The organism is Hyphomonas pacifica (assembly GCF_000682675.1).
GTDB classification, from domain to species: domain Bacteria; phylum Pseudomonadota; class Alphaproteobacteria; order Caulobacterales; family Hyphomonadaceae; genus Hyphomonas; species Hyphomonas pacifica.
The window spans coordinates 117,865-135,627 of record NZ_AWFA01000001.1 but is presented as its reverse complement, the minus strand read 5'-3'; the positions used below and the strand labels follow the sequence as shown (position 1 = coordinate 135,627).

At 62.2% G+C, this 17,763-nt stretch carries 17 protein-coding genes; 11 read left to right on the top strand and 6 right to left on the bottom strand.

All coding sequences use genetic code 11. The features are described 5' to 3' along the window. Positions 1-100: 100 nt before the first annotated feature. A complete protein-coding gene (locus HY2_RS00625; RefSeq protein ID WP_034823632.1) occupies positions 101-766 on the top strand; it encodes a hypothetical protein in 666 nt (221 codons plus the stop codon). Between the two features lie 66 nt (positions 767-832). Here HY2_RS00625 and HY2_RS00620 read toward each other — a convergent pair whose 3' ends face one another. The 4 genes from HY2_RS00620 to HY2_RS00605 are packed head-to-tail and all read right to left on the bottom strand — an operon-like array spanning position 833 to position 7,593. After that, positions 833-2,872 (bottom strand): hypothetical protein, encoded by a 2,040-nt coding sequence (locus HY2_RS00620; RefSeq protein WP_034823629.1) that lies wholly within the window; start codon positions 2,870-2,872, stop codon positions 833-835. Beyond that, positions 2,869-5,721, bottom strand: coding sequence for a DUF4159 domain-containing protein (locus HY2_RS00615; RefSeq protein ID WP_034823627.1), 2,853 nt, complete (start codon positions 5,719-5,721; stop codon positions 2,869-2,871). The genes HY2_RS00620 and HY2_RS00615 overlap by 4 nt, the downstream gene beginning before the upstream one ends. After that, complete coding sequence (locus HY2_RS00610; RefSeq protein ID WP_034823626.1) at positions 5,718-6,584, bottom strand: DUF58 domain-containing protein; 867 nt, start codon at positions 6,582-6,584, stop codon at positions 5,718-5,720. The genes HY2_RS00615 and HY2_RS00610 overlap by 4 nt, the downstream gene beginning before the upstream one ends. A gap of 10 nt (positions 6,585-6,594) precedes the next feature. Continuing rightward, a complete protein-coding gene (locus HY2_RS00605) occupies positions 6,595-7,593 on the bottom strand; it encodes an AAA family ATPase (RefSeq protein WP_034823625.1) in 999 nt (332 codons plus the stop codon). 59 nt (positions 7,594-7,652) lie between these two features. Between HY2_RS00605 and HY2_RS00600 the strand changes: the two genes are divergently transcribed. The 4 genes from HY2_RS00600 to HY2_RS00585 all read left to right on the top strand — a co-directional run bounded on the left by HY2_RS00600 (position 7,653) and on the right by HY2_RS00585 (position 10,622). Next, positions 7,653-8,255 carry a DUF1285 domain-containing protein gene (locus tag HY2_RS00600; RefSeq protein WP_034823624.1) on the top strand — a complete coding sequence of 201 codons (603 nt, stop codon included), beginning with the start codon at positions 7,653-7,655 and terminating at the stop codon, positions 8,253-8,255. Next, a complete protein-coding gene (locus HY2_RS00595) occupies positions 8,252-8,881 on the top strand; it encodes a CoA pyrophosphatase (protein ID WP_233346654.1) in 630 nt (209 codons plus the stop codon). The genes HY2_RS00600 and HY2_RS00595 overlap by 4 nt, the downstream gene beginning before the upstream one ends. Before the next feature lie 87 nt (positions 8,882-8,968). Beyond that, positions 8,969-9,415, top strand: a complete 447-nt coding sequence (locus HY2_RS00590; protein WP_034823623.1) for a DUF6111 family protein — start codon at positions 8,969-8,971, stop codon at positions 9,413-9,415. Then, positions 9,399-10,622 (top strand): CCA tRNA nucleotidyltransferase, encoded by a 1,224-nt coding sequence (locus HY2_RS00585; protein WP_233346656.1) that lies wholly within the window; start codon positions 9,399-9,401, stop codon positions 10,620-10,622. Before HY2_RS00590 ends, HY2_RS00585 begins: the two co-directional genes overlap by 17 nt. On the opposite strand, the gene HY2_RS00580 is transcribed toward HY2_RS00585, so the two are convergent. Further along, positions 10,594-11,091 carry a TspO/MBR family protein gene (locus HY2_RS00580; protein ID WP_034823622.1) on the bottom strand — a complete coding sequence of 166 codons (498 nt, stop codon included), beginning with the start codon at positions 11,089-11,091 and terminating at the stop codon, positions 10,594-10,596. The two genes, HY2_RS00585 and HY2_RS00580, sit on opposite strands and share 29 nt — an antisense overlap. Before the next feature lie 198 nt (positions 11,092-11,289). After that, positions 11,290-12,174, bottom strand: a complete 885-nt coding sequence (hemF, locus tag HY2_RS00575) for an oxygen-dependent coproporphyrinogen oxidase (RefSeq protein WP_034823812.1) — start codon at positions 12,172-12,174, stop codon at positions 11,290-11,292. A 186-nt stretch (positions 12,175-12,360) separates the two neighbouring features. Here hemF and petA point away from each other — a divergent pair, with 186 nt between their 5' ends. The 6 genes from petA to HY2_RS00545 all read left to right on the top strand — a co-directional run bounded on the left by petA (position 12,361) and on the right by HY2_RS00545 (position 17,762). Beyond that, the gene (gene petA, locus HY2_RS00570; RefSeq protein ID WP_199285693.1) at positions 12,361-12,933 is read left to right on the top strand and encodes a ubiquinol-cytochrome c reductase iron-sulfur subunit; all 573 of its coding nucleotides are present in this window, start codon (positions 12,361-12,363) and stop codon (positions 12,931-12,933) included. A 16-nt stretch (positions 12,934-12,949) separates the two neighbouring features. Then, positions 12,950-14,413 (top strand): cytochrome b, encoded by a 1,464-nt coding sequence (locus tag HY2_RS00565; RefSeq protein WP_034823621.1) that lies wholly within the window; start codon positions 12,950-12,952, stop codon positions 14,411-14,413. A gap of 17 nt (positions 14,414-14,430) precedes the next feature. Further along, positions 14,431-15,381: a cytochrome c1 gene (locus HY2_RS00560; protein WP_034823619.1), complete on the top strand. Its 951-nt coding sequence runs from the start codon at positions 14,431-14,433 to the stop codon at positions 15,379-15,381. Positions 15,382-15,393: 12 nt separating this feature from the next. Beyond that, entirely contained in the window at positions 15,394-15,894 is a 501-nt protein-coding gene (locus tag HY2_RS00555; RefSeq protein WP_034823618.1) for a GNAT family N-acetyltransferase, read from the top strand. Further along, complete coding sequence (locus tag HY2_RS00550; protein WP_034823605.1) at positions 15,891-16,763, top strand: S-methyl-5'-thioadenosine phosphorylase; 873 nt, start codon at positions 15,891-15,893, stop codon at positions 16,761-16,763. Before HY2_RS00555 ends, HY2_RS00550 begins: the two co-directional genes overlap by 4 nt. A 78-nt stretch (positions 16,764-16,841) precedes the next feature. Then, positions 16,842-17,762 carry a hypothetical protein gene (locus HY2_RS00545; protein WP_034823602.1) on the top strand — a complete coding sequence of 307 codons (921 nt, stop codon included), beginning with the start codon at positions 16,842-16,844 and terminating at the stop codon, positions 17,760-17,762. Position 17,763: the final 1 nt, after the last annotated feature.

Sequence of the window (17,763 nt, the reverse complement as noted above, 5' to 3'; positions counted from 1 at the left end):
TAATATGTTCATGATATGTACCTGATGCTAAGGTTTAAATCTAGGGCTGTCTTTTCGGGCCCTAATCCGTCTGAAAACCCGCGCCCATAGACTCTGCCATATGAGTGAGATGAGCGGGTTTATCGAGCAGGGGTTGGAGGCGGCGCGCAAGGCGCTGTTTTCCGTGCGCGGCGATGCGAACCTGCATCTGGAGCCGAAAACCGTAACCAAGAGCCTGCGCGCAAAGGTGCGCGGGCGGCTGAAGGCGATTGAGGTGATCGTCCGCCGTCTGATCCTGCTGATGGCGCTGGGGCTGGATCTGCCCGCCCGCGCCCTGGGGCAGAAACGGGATTGTCTTGGGGCTGTTTCGGGCCAGTCTGCCCTACCGGACGGGGTGGAGGATGTGACGCAGAGCTTTCGCGCCCTCGCGCCGCCGGAATACCGCCTGCGCCTGATCGGCGCGCGCACGCCCTATATGGAAGACTGGCGAGAGGCCTTTGCCGGGCAGGGGGCCGCGCGGCTGGTGCCCGGCGGGCCGGTCTCTGCCGCGCCCTTGCTGGCGCACATCATCGCGCTGCACCGTGTGCTGAAAAAGCCGGAGGCCGCCGCAAAGCGCGTCGCGCGTCAGCTGCAAAAGCTGAAACAGGGCGGAGAGCCCCGGCCGATCTGCCCGCCCGCGCAAGGCGCCTTCCGGCTCGGGGCAGAGCTGGGCCTCGTCGCCACATCCCTGCCGGGCTTTGTCACCCGCGCCTTGGCCGACTGGCCAGAGCCCGCCAATACGTCTTGAGTTTTGCCTGAAAATTCAGCCCTCACTGCCGGCCCGCGCCCCGCGGTTCCGGTCGCCCGTGCTGCGCTACTTCCCCTCGCGCCGCCAGGCCAGCAGCAATAGCGCCACCAGGCCAATCGCCGCCAGAAGGCCCGGCAATAGCGGCTGGCTGGAGGAAGACCGCACCGCATAGGCCCCGCGCTCGCGCAGGCCAAGCCAGTTGCCGCCAGACGCACTGCCGCGATTTCCGACGCGGCGGATCTCCGGCAGATTGGTGCCGGCTTCATTCAGGCGGAACACATTGCCGCCGGTCTCGCGCGCCAGCGGCGACAAGACTTCGGTCGTGGACTGAAGATCGGCATATTCCTTCGGATTGGCCGGTCCGTTCAGCGCCACGGCTTCCAGCCCGCCCGCTTCGGCGCGGTAAAGGCCCAGCTGGTCAATCGGGGCTTCGGCCACGAACTGGCCCGGGGCCTGCTCGCGCCATTCCGGCTCCATCAGGCTGCCTTCCGGCGTCTCGATGGTCAGCGGTGGCGCTGTATCCAGCAGGGTGCGCAGCTCCACGCGCGCCGTATCGCCCTCGGCCACAAGGCTCAGCTTGCGCTCCTCCAGCTCGGGCTCTTTCATCATCCAGTGAACCACCCGGCGGATCAGCTCCGCAAACGGACCACCGCCATCATGCCCGCGCGCCCACAGCCAGATCTGGTCTGACATCAACATGCCAACCCGGCCCTTGTCGACGCGGTCCACAATGAGCAGCGGCTTGCCCTCCGGCCCGCTCATCAGAACATCACCGGCCTTGGCTGTGGCCTCGATATAGCGCATCCAGCCGCCCCATTTGCGTCCTTCCAGCGGCAAGGTCACTGTGTGGCGCTTACCCGCTTCGGTCAGCTCGGGCGTGAAATTGCCGGTATAGACATTCCCGGTCGGCGCGGCCGGAAGAACAGATGCCAGCGGAGAGCGCGCCAGACTGCCCGGCCCGGCAAACGGCTCGCCCGCCGCAATCAGCAGCGCGCCGCCATCGGCCACATAACGCGCCATATTGGCCAGGTAAGACTGGGTGATCACCCCGCGCCGCTCATATTGGTCGAAGATGATGAGGTCGAATTCCTTCAGCTTGTCCTCGAACAATTCCTCGGTCGGGAAAGCGATCAGCGCGAGTTCTTCCGTCGGCGTGTAATCGGTCTTGTAAGGCGGGCGCAGAATGGTGAAGTGGACCAGATCGACAGACGGATCGGACTTGAGCAGATCCCGCCAGACCCGGCCGGCCTGGTTCGGTTTGCCGGTCACCAGCAGGACGCGCAAACGGTCTCGCACGCCGGAAAGCGTCGTCGCCGTGCGATTGTTCGCCAGCGTCAGCTCCTGACGTCCAGGCGGAGTCTCGACGACGATTACATTCTCGCCGCGCCGCTCAATCTCAATCGGCAGGCTGGTATTCTCGCCCGGTGTGATGCGAAGTCTCTCGGTCATTTCGCCATTCACGGAAACGGTGACATCCACATCGTCGCCTTCGGGGTCATCGACGCGGATCACCAGATTTGCGGTCTCGCCGACGATGCCGAAATCCGGCGCGTCTACAATCGTCACCCGTCGGTCGCCGCGATTTGGATTGCCGACGATCAGACCATGAAGCGGGCCGATATGGCGGTCGTCATCTTCCGGCTTGGGCAGGTCATGGATCTGGCCATCGGTAATGAAGATGGCCCCGGCAATCCGGTCACGCGGAACATCCGCCATCAGACCTTCCAGCGCGCCATAGAGATGTGTGCCGTCATCGCCGGGGTCACTCTCCAGCACGCGCACCTCAAGGGACGGGTCTGCATCCAGCTGTGCCTTGAGATTTGCATAGGCGGCTGAGGCGGCGGTTTCGCGGTCGCCGAATTCCATGCTTTCGGAGCGGTCCAGGATGACAGCCGCAACAGAGGGAAGGGGCTCGCGCTCTTCCTGCACCAGAGATGGATTGGACAGAGCCGCCGCCAGAAGCGTCAGCGCCAGACCTCTGGTCGCCCAGGCCTTGCCGCGCAGGAACAGATAGCCGAGCCAGGCCAGCGCAGCGAGCGCCACGACGATCCACAGGACCGGCCAGCCGAGGAAGGGGTCAAAGCCCAGACGGGTCGCATCAATCATCGCGGGCCCCCATCATAGATATTGGTCGGCAATTGCGGTTCAGTCTCTTCCTCGCCTTCGCCCAGCCGTTCCAGCAGGGCAGGCAGGTGAACCTGATCATCCTTGTAGTTTCCGGTCAGCACGTACATGACGAGGTTTACGCCAAAGCGCCGCGACATTTCCCGCTGTTGTTCACCGCCGTCTACGGAGTAAAGATCCCGCCCACGCTCATCAATGGCCCAGGCGGACGCCCAGTCCGCATCGCCGATAAAGAGGCGGGAGACGCCATCACCGCGCGGCGCGGAGGCATCGCCAGCCTGTTCGATCCAGAGGCGGCGATGGGCATAGCGGCCGGGGAAATCGTCGAGCAGGTAGAAGCTGCGCGTCAGGACATGGTTTTCGGCCACCGGCTGAAGCGGCGGCGCGTCGAGCCCTTCGAGCAGGGTTTCAAGCCGTGTCACATCCGTCTCTGTGCCAATCGTTCCGCCAGCGCGCGTATCAATCACCAGCGCGCCGCCAGAGCGCAGATAGGTGTTCAGATTGGTAATGGCGACCTCTGACAGGGACGGCATGGAGTCCGGTATGTTGAAATAGATCAGGGGATAGAGTTCTAGCGAATCCGTCTCAAGATTCACGCCGTCCGGCTCTGCGGGTTCGACAGATGTCCGTAGACGGAGAATATTGGAAAGGCCGAACAGGCCCGCGCGCGTGCGCTCATTCAGGGCGCGGTCAGGCGTTTCGACATAGGCTAGGCGCATGTCCAGCGCGGCATTGATTTCCTTTTGCGTGGTACCCAGCGTGTTGGGCAGGCGGATGGTGCGTGCGTCAGCGGTGATGCGCCGATAGGTGCCGTCCGGCATCAATTCATATTGGATGGCCTGCGCATCTGCCTGTTGCGGCGCGGTAAGCACTAGAAAGCCTGCGGCCAGCAGAATGCCCGCGCTTGCGGCCTTGCGGCCAAAGCGGGGAAGCCGTCCCGATACGGAAAGCGCAATAAAGAGGTCCATCGCCAGCAGCAGCGCGGCAAAACCAAGCAGCGGCCCGGCAAGGCGCAGGGATCGCGCCTCTGCATCGCCCAGCAGGCGGGCAGAGACCGGCCAGGTCATGATCAGGGCAGGGCGTTCTCCCGCGCCGGCATTCAGCGCGCGGCTTCCGGCAGGGCCCTGATACAGCCCGGGGGGGTGGGCTTCGGACGGTTTGACCGTGCCGAAATCTGCAGCCTTCATCGGCGCGGCATTCGGTCCAGCGGCAGATAGTCGGCCATAACCATCCAGCGTGAGCATTGGCGTGTAGGAGCCTTCAGGATCGCTGACGGCTTCGCCCTGGCCCGCGGCAATCGAGCGGCGCAGCATCTGAGAGAAGGTTCCTGAATAGGCAAGGTCTGCCCAGTCTGGCCCGGCGGTTATGTGGAACAGGATCAACATGCCCTTGCCGCGCTGGTCTGCGGTGACAAGGGGAGAGCCATCGGCGAGCCGCGCCCAGGTCTTGGAGGCAAGTTCCGGCCCCGGACGGGCGAGAACCTGCTGTCGGATGCGGACTTCCGGCGGCACTTTAAGGCCTGCAAAGGGAGAGACCTCCGGGAAGGGGGCTATGGCTTGCGGCTCGTCCCAGGCGAGCGCGCCGCCGAGCGCGCGGGATGAGCGACGCAGCGCAACGGGCAGAAGGTCATCACCCTGCGCGGCAAGGCGCGGGCCGGCAAAGCGGATCAGCGCGCCGCCATCTTCTACCCATTTGTGCAGCAGCTCTGCATCATGCGGCAGGATCTGGCCGATATCGCTCATGATGATCGCATCGGGAGAGGCCGCGACGAGGTTTTCGATCGAGCCTTCGGAGATCGTCGCAAAAGGCTCCAGCGCCTTGCGGATATAGTGCATGTCAGACAAGAGCGGCTGAGACGCGCTGCCCGCATCGACAAGGCCGACCCTGCGGGAGCGATCAGACGAATCCCAGAGCCAGACCGTGCCTGCGCCCTGCTGGCCAGTCACGTTGAAGCGGGAAATGCGGGCGAGGGCTGCGGCTGGAATCTTGAACTCTGCGACGGCCTCAGTTTCGCCATCCGCAAAGCTGAGCGGGGCAGTCGCGAGTGCGGACCCATCCAGCGTGAGCGCGGAGACAAAGCCGGTGAACTGACCGCGCGGTGAAGCGCGACGGGCTGTGACGGAGACGGAATCGGTCTGTGCACGGATGCCGGAAATCACGGCGACACCGGGCGGCGGGCCGGCAAAGACGGTCAGGGGCGCCATGTTTGCGAGTTCTGTTGCAAAGGCCTGTCCGCCAGTGCTTTCCAGGCCGTCACTGGCCCAGAAGATACGGTCGGGTTTGAAGCCGGACTCTTTCAGGCGCTTCAGCGCATCCTGACGATCCGGCGCCCAGGCCTGCGGACGCAGGGAAGACAGGCGCTTGTCCATGTCTACGCGGGAAACGCGTTCGGCCGGGTCTGGATTGAATTGCTGGGGCGCGGTCAGCAGCAGGTGGACTGGCGCATCGCGGCTTCCGGTGTCCAGCGTGGCGCTTGCGGCATTGATCAGTTCCGGCCAGCGCGGCGCAGAGGCCCAGCCATTGTCGACAATAATCAAGAGGCTGCCCGTGCCTTCCGCGGTTTCCATGCGCGCACCGGGTGCATAGACCGGCTGTGACAGGCCGAGTATCGCTGCGGCGACCGCTAGTGTACGGATCAGCCAGACCCACCAGGGCGTGCGCGCCGGGGTTTCCTCGCGCGGCTCGACACCATCCAGCAGGCGAAGCGAAGGCAGCTCGATATCTTTCGGGGCAGGCGGTGTTGCGCGAAGCACCCACCAGATAACCGGCAAGGCGATCAGGGCGGCCAGCGCCCAGGGTGTGCCGAGCAGGAAGGGGCCAAGCGATGTCATAGTCTGGCCCCGAAGCTTTCGATCTGCGCCTTTAGCCGGGCTGCGGCCTCAAGGCTTGGCTGGCCGACCGTGTGCGTGACGAGGCGCCAGCCCATCTGATTGGCGAGTGTTTTCAGGCCCGCGCGCTGCTCCGCGAAGCGGCGGAGGTAGTCCTCGCGCAGGGTTTCGGCGCGGCCAAGAATCCGGTCTGCCGTTGTGCCGGGACGGCGCAGCTTCACGCGGCCTTCAAAGGGAAAGCTTTCCTCGATGGGCGCAGATATGGCGAGCAGGATGCCTTCCGGGCATTTGGCGGCAATCGGCGCGAGACGGGCCCGCCAGTCCGGCAACGGATCATAGAAGTCTGACGCGATGATCAGTGTGGCGGCGGCGCGCGGGGGCGGGGGGAAATTCCCGCCGGTGCCGCGTTCCAGATCTTCAGACAGGCGGGCAATGGCTTTCTTGCCAAAGCTGGCGGAACGGCCCGCGCCCAGCATGCCGACACGCTCGCCATCCTTGGACATCATGATGCCCATGGTCAGCATCAGGAGGCGGGCCTCTTCGGCCTTGGTGCGCAGATCGCGCTCTCCCTTCCAGCGGAAGCCGGCCGAGTCATCGCACCAGAACAAGACCGTGCGCGCGGTTTCCAGCTCTGTTTCGCGGACGAACAAGTCATTGCCCTTGGCAGAGCGGCGCCAGTCAACCCGCTCTGCGGCGTCTTCCTGGGCATAGCGGCGATACTGCCAGAAATGCTCGCCCGTGCCGGCGCGGCGGCGTCCGGCGGAGCCGATATGCGCAGCTTCGCTGGCCTCGGCCTTGAAGTTCAGGCCGGGCAATTGGCGGGCAAGGCTCTCGGCCTCGGCACGAAGATCGGCAGAGGGAGTCATTCAGTCTGCGCTAACCTGCTTTCCGGGCGAGGTCATTGATCAAATCAGCAAGGCTTGGCGCGTCTCCGGTCGGGTCATAGCGCATGGCCATGCGGTGGCCGAGGCATGGCTCTGCCAGCGCTTCGACATCCTCGATGCTGGGGGCGAGACGTCCGCGCAGCAGCGCGCGCGAGCGGGCGGCCAGCATCAGGGCCTGACCGGCCCGCGGCGACGGGCCCCAATCGACCAGGCGGCGCACGCGCTCGTCGCTGGTCTGCTCCGGCCGGGCATCACGCACCAGCGACAGGATGGCCGCGACGATCTTCTCGCCCACCGGCATGCGGCGCACCAGGCTTTGCAGGCTGGCCAGACGGCTCGCATCCAGCGCCGGGCGGACGATTGTGTCTGCGCCGCTGGTCGTCTCGATCAGGATGCGGCGCTCGGTGTCGAGGTCCGGATAATTTACATCCACTTTCAGCAGGAAGCGGTCGAGCTGGGCTTCAGGTAGCGGATAGGTGCCTTCCTGTTCGATCGGGTTCTGCGTGGCCAGCACATGGAAGGGCAGGGGCAGGTCATGACGCACACCGGCGACGGTGACGTGACGCTCCTGCATCGCCTGCAGCAGAGCGGACTGGGTGCGCGGCGAGGCGCGGTTGATCTCGTCCGCCATCAGCAGCTGGGTGAAGATCGGCCCCTTCAGGAAGCGGAAGCTGCGCTGGCCGGTCGGGCTTTCGTCGAGCACTTCGGAGCCGATGATGTCTGACGGCATCAAATCCGGTGTGAACTGGATGCGCTGGTTCGACAGACCAAGCGCCGTGCCCATGCTTTCGACAAGGCGCGTCTTGGCAAGGCCCGGCGCGCCGATCAGCAGCGCGTGACCGCCCGCCAGGATTGCGGCGAGGGCCAGCTCCACCACGCGTTCCTGACCGAACACGGCCTTGGCGATTTCCGCCTTTACCTGTGCCAGCACTTCGGCAGCCGCTTCGGCTTCAGCCACGATTGCATCATCTACCTGGTCAGTATCGGCCATCAAAAGGGCGCCTCCGGGTTTTCGTCTTTAATAAACAAACCTATGTCTAAGGCCGGATCATGGCGGAGCAAAACGTGAATTCCAGTCACAAGCCCATAATAAGTCTTGAGGAGACGCTTAAAGCGATCCTTCCCGATGGCAAGGTCAACGGCAAATTGCCGCCAGTCCATCTGTGGAATCCGGAGCGTTCGGCTGACATCAATATGGAGATCCATGCCGATGGCAGCTGGTGGCATGAGGGCGGACGCATCAATCGCGAAGCGCTGGTGAAGCTGTTCTCGCGCATCCTGAAACGGGAGGAAGACGGGCGGATCTGGCTGGTGACGCCTTACGAGAAAGTGATCGTGCACGTCGAAGATGCGCCGTTCATTGCCGTGCGGGTGGATCGGGCGGGCGAGCCGGACCGCGAGCAGACGTTGGCCTTCCTCACCAATCTTGGCGATGTGACGCTGGCGGGCCCGGATGCGCCGATCCGCGTGGCCTTTGATGAGGAGACCGGCGAGCCCGCACCCTATGTCGAAGTGCGCGGCGGGCTGGAGGCGAAACTGGCGCGGTCTGTCTTCTATGAATTGGCCAATATGGCAGAGCCTGGCCCGGACGGGGACGATACGCTGGGCGTGTGGAGCCAGGGCGTGTTTTTCCCCCTGATGCAGGAATTATGAGTGTGCTGGGCTGGGCCGGACTTGATGACTTCCTGTTGCGCGTGACCTCTCGCCTCGACCCGCCGCACGGGCCGGAGCGGCTGAAGGAATATGGCGATCTGGATTTCCTGACTCCGGAAGAGACGAAGATGATTCGCCCGGCGGCGGTGTTGATCGGCGTGATTCCGCGCAAGGCCGGGCCAACCGCTCTGCTGACGCTGCGGCCGGACACGATGAAGACTCATGCCGGTCAGGTCGCCTTTCCGGGCGGCAAGGTGGACCCTGTTGATGTGGACGAAGTGGCCGCTGCCCTGCGCGAAGCGGAAGAGGAAGTGGGCGTGCGCCCGGATGAGGTGGAAGTGCTGGCCCGCAGCGCGCCCTATGTGACCGGCACGCGTTTTCGCATCACGCCGGTCGTGGGGCTACTGCCCGCAGACTTTAAACCGATCCCGGACCCGACCGAAGTGGCGGATGTGTTTGAAACGCCGCTCGATTTCCTAATGAACATTGCCAATCATCAGGTTGGCGAGGCTGTCTACAAGGGCAAGACGCGGCGATATTACGAGATGCCGCATGGCGGGTTTCGCATCTGGGGCGTGACCGCCGGGATCATCCGCCAGCTCTATCAGACGCTCTATGATGACTGAGGTTCAAGTCGCGTGCAGGCCTTTTAGGGTTTTGCACACAGGTTCAAACCCTTATCTAAGGAGTTGGGCAGTGGAGGACGTACAGTCTTGGCCGGACGGATAATCTTTGAACTCTTCATCTTCTCGATCCCGTTCATCGTGTTCGGACTGTATCTGCTGGCGACCTCCAGCGCGGAACAGGAAGGTCGGCGCAAATGGCCGATCAACATGCTGTTCCTGATCGGTATTGGCTTGGCGACGATCACCTGGTTCGTGCTGATTCTGATGGAGCCAAAGCAACGCGATATCTGTCACGAGCCAGCCCGGTTCGAGAATGGCAAGATCACTCCGGCGCGTGACTATCCCTGTGATCCGCATGTCGAGAATGTCGGCTTGCCGGGAGAGCGTTCGGATGTACGGCCTGCAAACGGCGCTACGGGAGAGACGACCGGCATGCATGATGCCAGCGAAATTGGCGCCCGCCCGCCCGGTGATGATCCCGGCGCGGAAGCGGAGCTGCCGGAAGCGATGCAGCCGGATGATGACGGGAACTGAGCGCCTTGAGGCCAGCTGGCTGAGCCTGCCGGAAACCGCTGCTGTCATGGCGGCGCTGAATGCTGCCCGGCCAGACGGCGCGCGTTTTGTTGGCGGATGCGTGCGCAACACGCTGCGAGGCGCGCCGGTGGATGACATTGATATCGCCACGCAATTGACGCCCGAGGCAACGCTGGCCGCGCTGAAGGCGGCAGGCATTCGTGCCATTCCAACCGGGATTGAGCATGGCACGATCACCGCCATCGTGAATTCCCGGCCTTTCGAGATCACCAGTTTGCGTCGGGATGTCGAAACCGATGGCCGCCGCGCTGTGGTCGCGTTCACGCAGGACTGGGAAGAAGATGCCCAGCGTCGGGATTTCCGGCTGAATGCCATCTATGCCAGCGCCGACGGAACTTTGCATGAGGTCGTGTCGGGATCTATCCGCGATGCAGTCGATGGTCAGGTCATCTTCATTGGAGAGGCCGATCAGCGCCTGCGGGAAGATTATCTGCGCATCCTGCGCTTCTTCCGTTTCAATGCCTGGTATGGCGCGGGAATTGATGAGTTAGGTCTCGCCGCCTGCGCGCGTCAGAAAGAGGGCCTCGCGCAGATCGCCGCCGAGCGCATCTGGAAGGAACTGAAACGTCTGTTGCAGGCGCCGGACCCGTTAGACGCTTTGATGGCCATGGAAGAAAGCGGCGTGCTGGCGGCCATTCTACCCGGCGCGAGCGCGTCGGAGATACCATCGCTGGTCGGTGTTGAGGCAGAGACCGGACTGACACCGGACCCGATGCAGCGTCTGATGGCCTTGGTGCCGCGCCGCGTGCGTGAGGTGTCTCAGCTTGCGGGCCATTTGCGCCTGTCCAATGTGGAGGCGGATCGGCTGAGAAGCTGGGCGGCGCCAGCGCTCGGCCATGTGCTGGAAGAGGATCAGGAGAGCTGGTCGGAAGCGTTTTATCGCTATGGCCTGGAGACGATTGTCGACCGCGCGGTGATCGAGGCGGCGCAGCATGCGACGCCGGAGCGGCTCAAGGCTTTGCTGGATACGGCAGCAGACTGGTCGAGGCCTGAATTTCCACTGGGCGGCGCCGATGCCCTGTCAGCAGGCCTGACAGGGCCCGAGATCGGCGCAGCTCTGCGCGCGGCGGAAGAGGCGTGGATCACGTCCGGCTTCAAGTTGGGGCGGGCAGACCTGCTTAGCTATCTGAATTCATCGCCAGAATAGACAGGTTCAAATAGATCGCGAAGCTGACCCAGATGAGATAGGGAAACTGGAGCAGGGCGGCCGGCCGCGAAAAGCGCGCGAAATCCTGTATCATCGCAATGATCAGCAGCCACAACGCGGCGATCACGCCAAGCGCCAGGGCAGTGTCCTGCATGCCGAAGAAGGCCAGGCTCCAGAACGCATTCACGGCGAGCATGGTGTAATAGATGCCAAGCGGGCTGACCGCGCGTTCAAAAGTGCCCGCCCGTTCCAGTACCATCAATGCACCCGCTGCCATCAGAACAAACAGGACGGGCCAGACCAGAGAGAAGAGGTAATCGGGAGGTGTCAGGGCCGGTTTGCTGAGCGCGGAGTACCAAGCATCATTCCGGCTGGAGGATATTACTGCTCCTGCAGCGACAGCGGCCACCGTCGCCAGCAGGAGCAGTATCCCTGCCCCCCAGGGAAAAGGTTTTCTTTCAGCCGCCATAATCTATCCAGCTTATATCCGGAGATGGAGAGGGCGTCATTCAGTAAGCGAATCAAAAACCGTCAATGCCCTGTTGCGCGGCGATTTTTCGGGAGAGTGCCCAAAAACAGGACAATTCCGGCCGTGTGTGTTGCGGAATGACTCGGCGGGGCGGGGGGCGTCAGGCCCGTTCAGAGCCTGACGGAGATGCAGACGGCGCTATGGCCATTTCACCACAGGCGGCATGGAAGAGAGAATGCTCGTCACATTGCCCCCCGTTTTCAGGCCGAACGTGGTGCCGCGGTCATAGAGAAGGTTGAACTCCACATAGCGGCCGCGCTGTATCAGTTGTTCCTCGCGCTCGACCTCGCTCCACGCCTCATTCATGCGGCGGGCGACGATCTTTGGATAGATGTCAGCAAATTGCCGCCCGACTTCCTGGGTGAAGGCAAAGTCCTGATCCCAGTCGCCGCTATTGAAGCGGTCATAGAAGATGCCGCCGGTGCCGCGCGGCTCGTCGCGGTGGGCGAGGTGGAAATAGGTGTCGCAATGCTCTTTCATGTGCGGATAGTCGACGCCGGGATGCGTGTCGCACGCCGCTTTCATGGCGGCATGGAACTCGACCGAATCCTCAAATTCCTGGTCGCGCTGATAGGCGAGCAGGGGGTTAAGGTCTCCACCGCCGCCAAACCAGCTCTGGCTGGTGACCAGCATGCGCGTATTCATGTGCGCGGCCGGAACACGTGGATTGCGGGGATGGGCGATCAGGGAAATGCCAGAGGCCCAGAAGCGCCCGTCTGAAGCATCGGCGCCCGGAATCTGCGCAGCGAACGCTTCTGAGAAGGTTCCGTAGACTTCAGAGAAATGCACACCAACCTTCTCGAACACTTTGCCGCGCATCAGGCCCATGCGGCCGCCGCCCAGATCTTCGCTGCCATCGCCGCGTTTCCACTCAGTCAGCTCGAATTGGCCAGCATCTCCGCTGTAAAGCGGGCGATCGGCGGCCAGTTCCAGCGCTTCAAAGCGCGCGCAGATGTCTTCCTGAAGGCTGCGGAACCAGTCTCGGGCGCGGTTTTTTCGGGGGGTAAGGTCGGTATCTGTCATGGCGCGACACATGCCGCCAGGAGTGCGACACTTGCAAGCCCCCTGTTGTCACAGGCGCCAAGTCAGGATAACGGCCTGCACAAAGTGTTTTACGGGGGGACACCCGCGCCCACTTGCCGCAATGTGCAAGCGGGCGGCCTCCTGTATGACGGGCCCAGATTTCTGCCTTCAAGGGACGGGAAAAGCGTGACTGATACACCTGCACACGACCATGGCGAGCTTATCGACGAAGATCGCCGCAATTTCATCCATATCGCCACGGGTGCGGCTGCCTTCGGCGGCGCGGCCATGTTTGCCTGGGTTGCTGTTGACCAGTGGAACCCGGCTGCAGACACCAAGGCGGCTTCGGCACTTGATGTCGATATCTCCAAAATTCCGCTGGGCGGCGAGATCCGCGTCCTGATCGGCGGCAAGCCGTTCTTCGTGCGCCACCGCACGCCGGCCGAGATATCCGCAGCCGAGGCTGTGAATGTCTCCACCTTGCGCGATCCGCAAACCGATGACGAGCGTCTTCACGCCAAGCCCGATGGCACGCTGAACCGCGCCATTCTGGTCACGTCCGGCTCCTGTACGCACCTTGGCTGTGTTCCGGTTGGTCCCGCCCAGGGCAACACAGGTGACTTTGGTGGCTGGTACTGCCCGTGCCACGGTTCGCACTACGATACGTCCGGCCGCATCCGCAAAGGTCCGGCCCCCAGAAACCTCCCGGTACCGGACTACAAATATGTGTCCGACACCGTGATCAACATTTCGCTTTAAGGGAAGGATACCGTAGATGAGTGGCCACGAATCCTCCTACACACCGACCAACGCCTTCACGAAGTGGCTGGACACACGTCTGCCGCTGGTGCGTTTCGCTCAAGACACCGCAATCAATTTCCCGACGCCGAAGAACCTGAACTACTGGTACACGTTCGGGGGCATTCTGGCGGTTTGTCTTGTTATCCAGATTGTGACCGGTGTGATCCTCGCGATGCACTATGAAGCCAGCATCGATGGCGCCTTTGCCTCGGTCGAGCGCATCATGCGCGACGTGCCGTTTGGCTGGTTGCTGCGCTACATTCACGCCAATGGCGCGTCGATGTTCTTCCTAGCAGTCTACATCCACATGTTCCGCGGCCTCTATTACGGCTCGTACAAGGCGCCGCGCGAGATCCTCTGGATCCTCGGCTGTGTCATCTACCTGCTGATGATGGGCACCGCGTTCCTCGGCTACATGCTGCCCTGGGGCCAGATGTCCTATCACGGCTCCAACGTGATTACCGGCCTTTTCGGCGCGATCCCGCTGGTGGGTGAGAGCATTCAGACCTGGCTGATGGGCGGACCGTCCATCGGGAACCAGACGCTGCAACGCTTCTTCGCGCTGCACTATTTGCTGCCCTTCATGATTGCCGGCGCGGTTGTACTGCACGTCTGGGCCCTGCACGTGCCGGGCAACAACAACCCGACCGGTGTTGAAGTTCAGGATGTGAAGAAAGACACCGTGCCGTTCCACCCGTATTATACGGTGAAGGACGCCTTTGCGATCGTGATCTTCCTGATCATGTTTGCCGTCTTCGTCTTCTACGCTCCAAACGTTCTGGGCCATGCTGACAACTATGTCGAAGCCAACCCGCTTGTGACGCCGTCGCACATCGTGCCGGAATGGTACCTGCTGCCATTCTACGCCATCCTGCGCGCCATCACCTTTGATCTTGGCCCGATCCCGGCCAAGCTGCTGGGCGTGATCTTCATGTTCGCGGCCATCGCCGTGCTGTTCATCCTGCCATGGCTGGACACCTCCAAGGTCAAGTCCATGCGCTACCGTCCGGTGGCCAAGCAGTTTTTCTTCGGCTTTGTTGCAGTCTGCCTGCTGCTTGGCTGGTGTGGCGCTGCCAACCCTGACGATGCCGTGATCCCGGCGCTGCAGGGCGAATCGAAGCTGGTGGTCAGCTACAATGACGGCAATGGCGGTGAAGCCACGAGCGAATACAAGGGCGGAAGCGAAGCCTATGTCGACGCCCGCCGCTTCATGGACGGTCTTCCGGAAGACGCCAACGCCTCCATCTCGGCCGTCCCGGCGCCGACCTTCGCGTTCCGTCACCTGTCATTGATCCTGACATTCTGCTATTTCGGCTTCTTCGTTCTTCTGTTTTTCCTCGGCCTGACCGAGAAACCAAAAGAGCTGCCGGAATCGATCCATAAATCCGTGCTGAAGCGTCACAAAGATGCTGAAGCCGCTGCCACACCGGCTGAATAGGGAGCTTTGGGGAAATCATGAAAGCGTTCCGTATCTTCACAGCCGGTCTTGCCGGTCTCGTCCTCGCCGCTTCAGCGTATGCTGCGGGCGATGCCAAGCACCCGCATGCACCGGAGGACGGCTGGCCGTTCGAAGGCGTCACGGGTCAGTTTGACCAAGCATCACTGCAACGCGGTTATCAGGTGTACAAGGAAGTCTGTTCTTCCTGTCACTCGATGAAGCTGATGAGCTACCGCAATCTGGGCGAGCCAGGCGGTCCATTCTACGATCCAGAGTATCCGAACCCGAACGACAACCCGTTCGTCAAGGCACTGGCCGCCCAGAATGAGATTCTGAGCCCGACGCCAAACGATATCGGCGAGTTTGACTATCGTCCGGCCACGCCTGCGGACACGTTCCGCAGCCCGTATCCGAACGTTAATGCTGCGCGTGCTGCGAACAATGGTGCGGCCCCGCCGGATCTCTCCGTCATCACGAAGGCTCGCCATGGCGGCGCTTCCTATGTCTACAGCCTGCTGTCAGGCTATCCGGATCAGGACGCGTTTGTTGAGCGCGAAGTCGATGGTGAGAAAGTCACCTATATCGACATCTCCAAACTGAGCACTCATGGCGGCCATGGCGATGAACATGCCGAAGGCATGCTGAAGGTTAATCCGGGCCAGTACTACAACCCGTACATGGCTGGCGACACGACGCCCAATTATGAAGGCGATCCTCGTCACGCCCCTGCGGGTGGCTTCCTGGCGATGCCTCCACAGCTGGTCGAAGGCCGTGTCGAATATACTGACGGCACACCGGCAACAGTTGAGCAGATGGCTCATGACGTGGCGCAGTTCCTGGCCTGGGCCGGTGAGCCGAAGCAGACCAAGCGCAAATCCCTGGGCCTGGCCGTCATGGTCTATCTGGGCATTCTGACAATCCTGCTCTGGTTCTCCTACAAGCGCATCTGGCGGAACGTAGAGCACTAGGCCAGAACAGGCATGACTGATTTGATAGCCATCCGCCGGGCATGTCCGGCGGATGGTTTTCTTATTGAGGCGCTGACGCGCCGCATCTGGACGGGCAGGGTTTCTGCTGAGTCTACGGTCTTTTCCGAAACGCCAGACAGTGTTGCGGCGCAATTGGAGAAGGGCGGCGGGGTCATTCTGCTGGCCGGGGAGACGCCTATCGGCTGTGGCCGCTGGGTTCCGGTACCGGGACCCAGCGGGCAGGGCAGCTGGATCGAGGTCAAGCGCATCGGCGTTCTGCCGGACTGGCAGAAGCGCGGACTTGGCGAGGTCATCCTGGGTGAGTTGGAAGCGATGGGACGCGAGCGGAGGGCCAAAGGCAGTCATCTGGCGGTACGTCACGATCAGGTGAGACTGGTCGACTTCTATGCCGGGCTTGGCTACGCCTTGGCGGATGATGTGGTGCTGACCACACCCAATCCCAAATCTCCGCCTCCCATCGGGATGCGCAAATTCTTCAGGACGAACATATGAGCAAATGGACCCTCGGCATCATTGGCGGATCCGGCCTGTACGAAATTGATGGTCTGGAAGATCGTCGCGAGGAAAAGTTGGAGACGCCCTGGGGCGCGCCGTCCGATGCGCTTGTGCGCGGCCGGATAGGGGAGGTGGATCTGGTCTTCCTGCCGCGCCATGGCAAGGGCCACCGCCTGACGCCAACCGAGGTGCCGTATCGGGCTAACATTGCGGCACTGAAAGCCGCTGGCGTGACGGACATTCTTTCCATCTCTGCCTGTGGCAGCCTGAAAGAGGAATATGTGCCCGGCCATTTCGTGGCGGCCGACCAGTTCATTGACCGCACTTTTGCTCGCGACAAGACCTTCTTTGGCACTGGCATGGTGGCGCATGTCTCGATGGCCCATCCGGTATGCCCGCGTCTGTCTGAACTCGCAGCCGAGGCCGTGGAAGCCTCCGGCGCGACCCTGCACCGGGGGGGTACTTATCTCGCCATGGAGGGCCCGCAATTCTCATCTCTGGCGGAATCCAAGCTCTATCGGCAGTGGGGTTGTGATGTGATCGGCATGACGGCGATGCCGGAGGCTAAGCTGGCCCGTGAAGCTGAGCTACCCTACGCCATCCTGTGCATGGTGACGGATTATGATTGCTGGCGGGAAGAAACCGAAGCTGTGTCTGTTACCAATGTGCTGGAAATTATGGGCCAGAACAGCGCAATTGCGCGCAAGGCCGTTGTGAAGCTGGCGGAAAGACTGTCCGGAACGGAGCGTACACCCGACCCGAACGGCACGGATACCTGCCTGGATTATGCGCTGATTACCTCATCGGAGGCCCGTGACCCTGATTTTGTGGAAAAATTGCAGGTGATTGCAGGTCGGGCACTCTGAGGGTAAGGTTTATCTTCAGTTAACCGGTTGTCGCGCGGGGGTGGCGCAACGCCGGAAATGCGTTCAGGGGATCTCAGAATGAGTGAAACGCAATTCTACGGGTTTTTCACCGGCGGCCTGATGCTGCTGATCGCGGCGGCGTTGCTGATTGCCTGGCAATTGTGGCGCCTTCGGGAAGAAGAGCGCGATGGCGCGATTTCGGCGCTGGATGGTGTAAGCCATGAGATGCGCATCAATCTGCAGCGTATGGTCAATGAGATTGCCCAGATTTCCGAAACGCACGAAGCGGGCCCGGATGTGTTGTTGCCAGTCCGCCATCCGCAGCTGGACGGCGTAAACGCTTCCCTGATCCGTACGAACCGCAATGCGATTGCCGTGATCGGCGCGACCTATCAGGAGCTGGAAGCGCGCAAGATGGCGCTGCGGGCGGCGCTCGCCCAAAAGCGGGACCTGACCTATGCGCTGGACGATGCGATGGACGCGACGATCAATGGCATCGCGACGCTGTACATGTGGGAAGAACATGGCGGTGTGCGCCCGTCAGAGGCGGGCATGGTGCGCAGCTGGCATGTGCGTGACTGGATGAAGGGGCATGGCTTTGCCGCGCATCTGCTGCCCGGTCTGCATCTGCGTGATGAGGTTGTGGAGCGTCTGCGCCAGTATGGCCTGCACCTGACGCCACGGCCACTGACCCATACGGCCCATGAATATTACAGCATGCAGTATGACCGGAAGGCTGATCCCCATGCGCCATTCTGGAAGCGGCGCAAGCCTAAGCCGGAGGTCATGGAGCTGGACGCCGAGGATGAGGTCGAGGACCTGCACGATGAAGACATCGCCGACGAGGCTGAATCCTACGCCGAAGAGGAAAGGGCTCTCGAACGCGAGATGGAAGACGAGGCGGGCTATCAGGAAGACGAGGATATGGAAGAAGACCTCGTCTATGCCGACGATGAGGACGAGGACAGCCCTAACGGGAATGGCCGCCTGCCGAACTAGG

Coding starts and splice junctions, on each gene's coding strand:
- HY2_RS00605 (WP_034823625.1), bottom strand. CDS start 7,593: ATGGCCGATACTGACCAGGTAGATGATGCAATCGTGGCTGAAGCCGAA.
- HY2_RS00610 (WP_034823626.1), bottom strand. CDS start 6,584: ATGACTCCCTCTGCCGATCTTCGTGCCGAGGCCGAGAGCCTTGCCCGC.
- HY2_RS00595 (WP_233346654.1), top strand. CDS start 8,252: ATGAGTGTGCTGGGCTGGGCCGGACTTGATGACTTCCTGTTGCGCGTG.
- HY2_RS00545 (WP_034823602.1), top strand. CDS start 16,842: ATGAGTGAAACGCAATTCTACGGGTTTTTCACCGGCGGCCTGATGCTG.
- HY2_RS00560 (WP_034823619.1), top strand. CDS start 14,431: ATGAAAGCGTTCCGTATCTTCACAGCCGGTCTTGCCGGTCTCGTCCTC.
- HY2_RS00585 (WP_233346656.1), top strand. CDS start 9,399: ATGATGACGGGAACTGAGCGCCTTGAGGCCAGCTGGCTGAGCCTGCCG.
- hemF (WP_034823812.1), bottom strand. CDS start 12,174: ATGACAGATACCGACCTTACCCCCCGAAAAAACCGCGCCCGAGACTGG.
- HY2_RS00620 (WP_034823629.1), bottom strand. CDS start 2,872: ATGATTGATGCGACCCGTCTGGGCTTTGACCCCTTCCTCGGCTGGCCG.
- HY2_RS00600 (WP_034823624.1), top strand. CDS start 7,653: ATGGCGGAGCAAAACGTGAATTCCAGTCACAAGCCCATAATAAGTCTT.
- HY2_RS00550 (WP_034823605.1), top strand. CDS start 15,891: ATGAGCAAATGGACCCTCGGCATCATTGGCGGATCCGGCCTGTACGAA.
- HY2_RS00580 (WP_034823622.1), bottom strand. CDS start 11,091: ATGGCGGCTGAAAGAAAACCTTTTCCCTGGGGGGCAGGGATACTGCTC.
- HY2_RS00615 (WP_034823627.1), bottom strand. CDS start 5,721: ATGACATCGCTTGGCCCCTTCCTGCTCGGCACACCCTGGGCGCTGGCC.
- HY2_RS00565 (WP_034823621.1), top strand. CDS start 12,950: ATGAGTGGCCACGAATCCTCCTACACACCGACCAACGCCTTCACGAAG.
- HY2_RS00555 (WP_034823618.1), top strand. CDS start 15,394: ATGACTGATTTGATAGCCATCCGCCGGGCATGTCCGGCGGATGGTTTT.
- HY2_RS00625 (WP_034823632.1), top strand. CDS start 101: ATGAGTGAGATGAGCGGGTTTATCGAGCAGGGGTTGGAGGCGGCGCGC.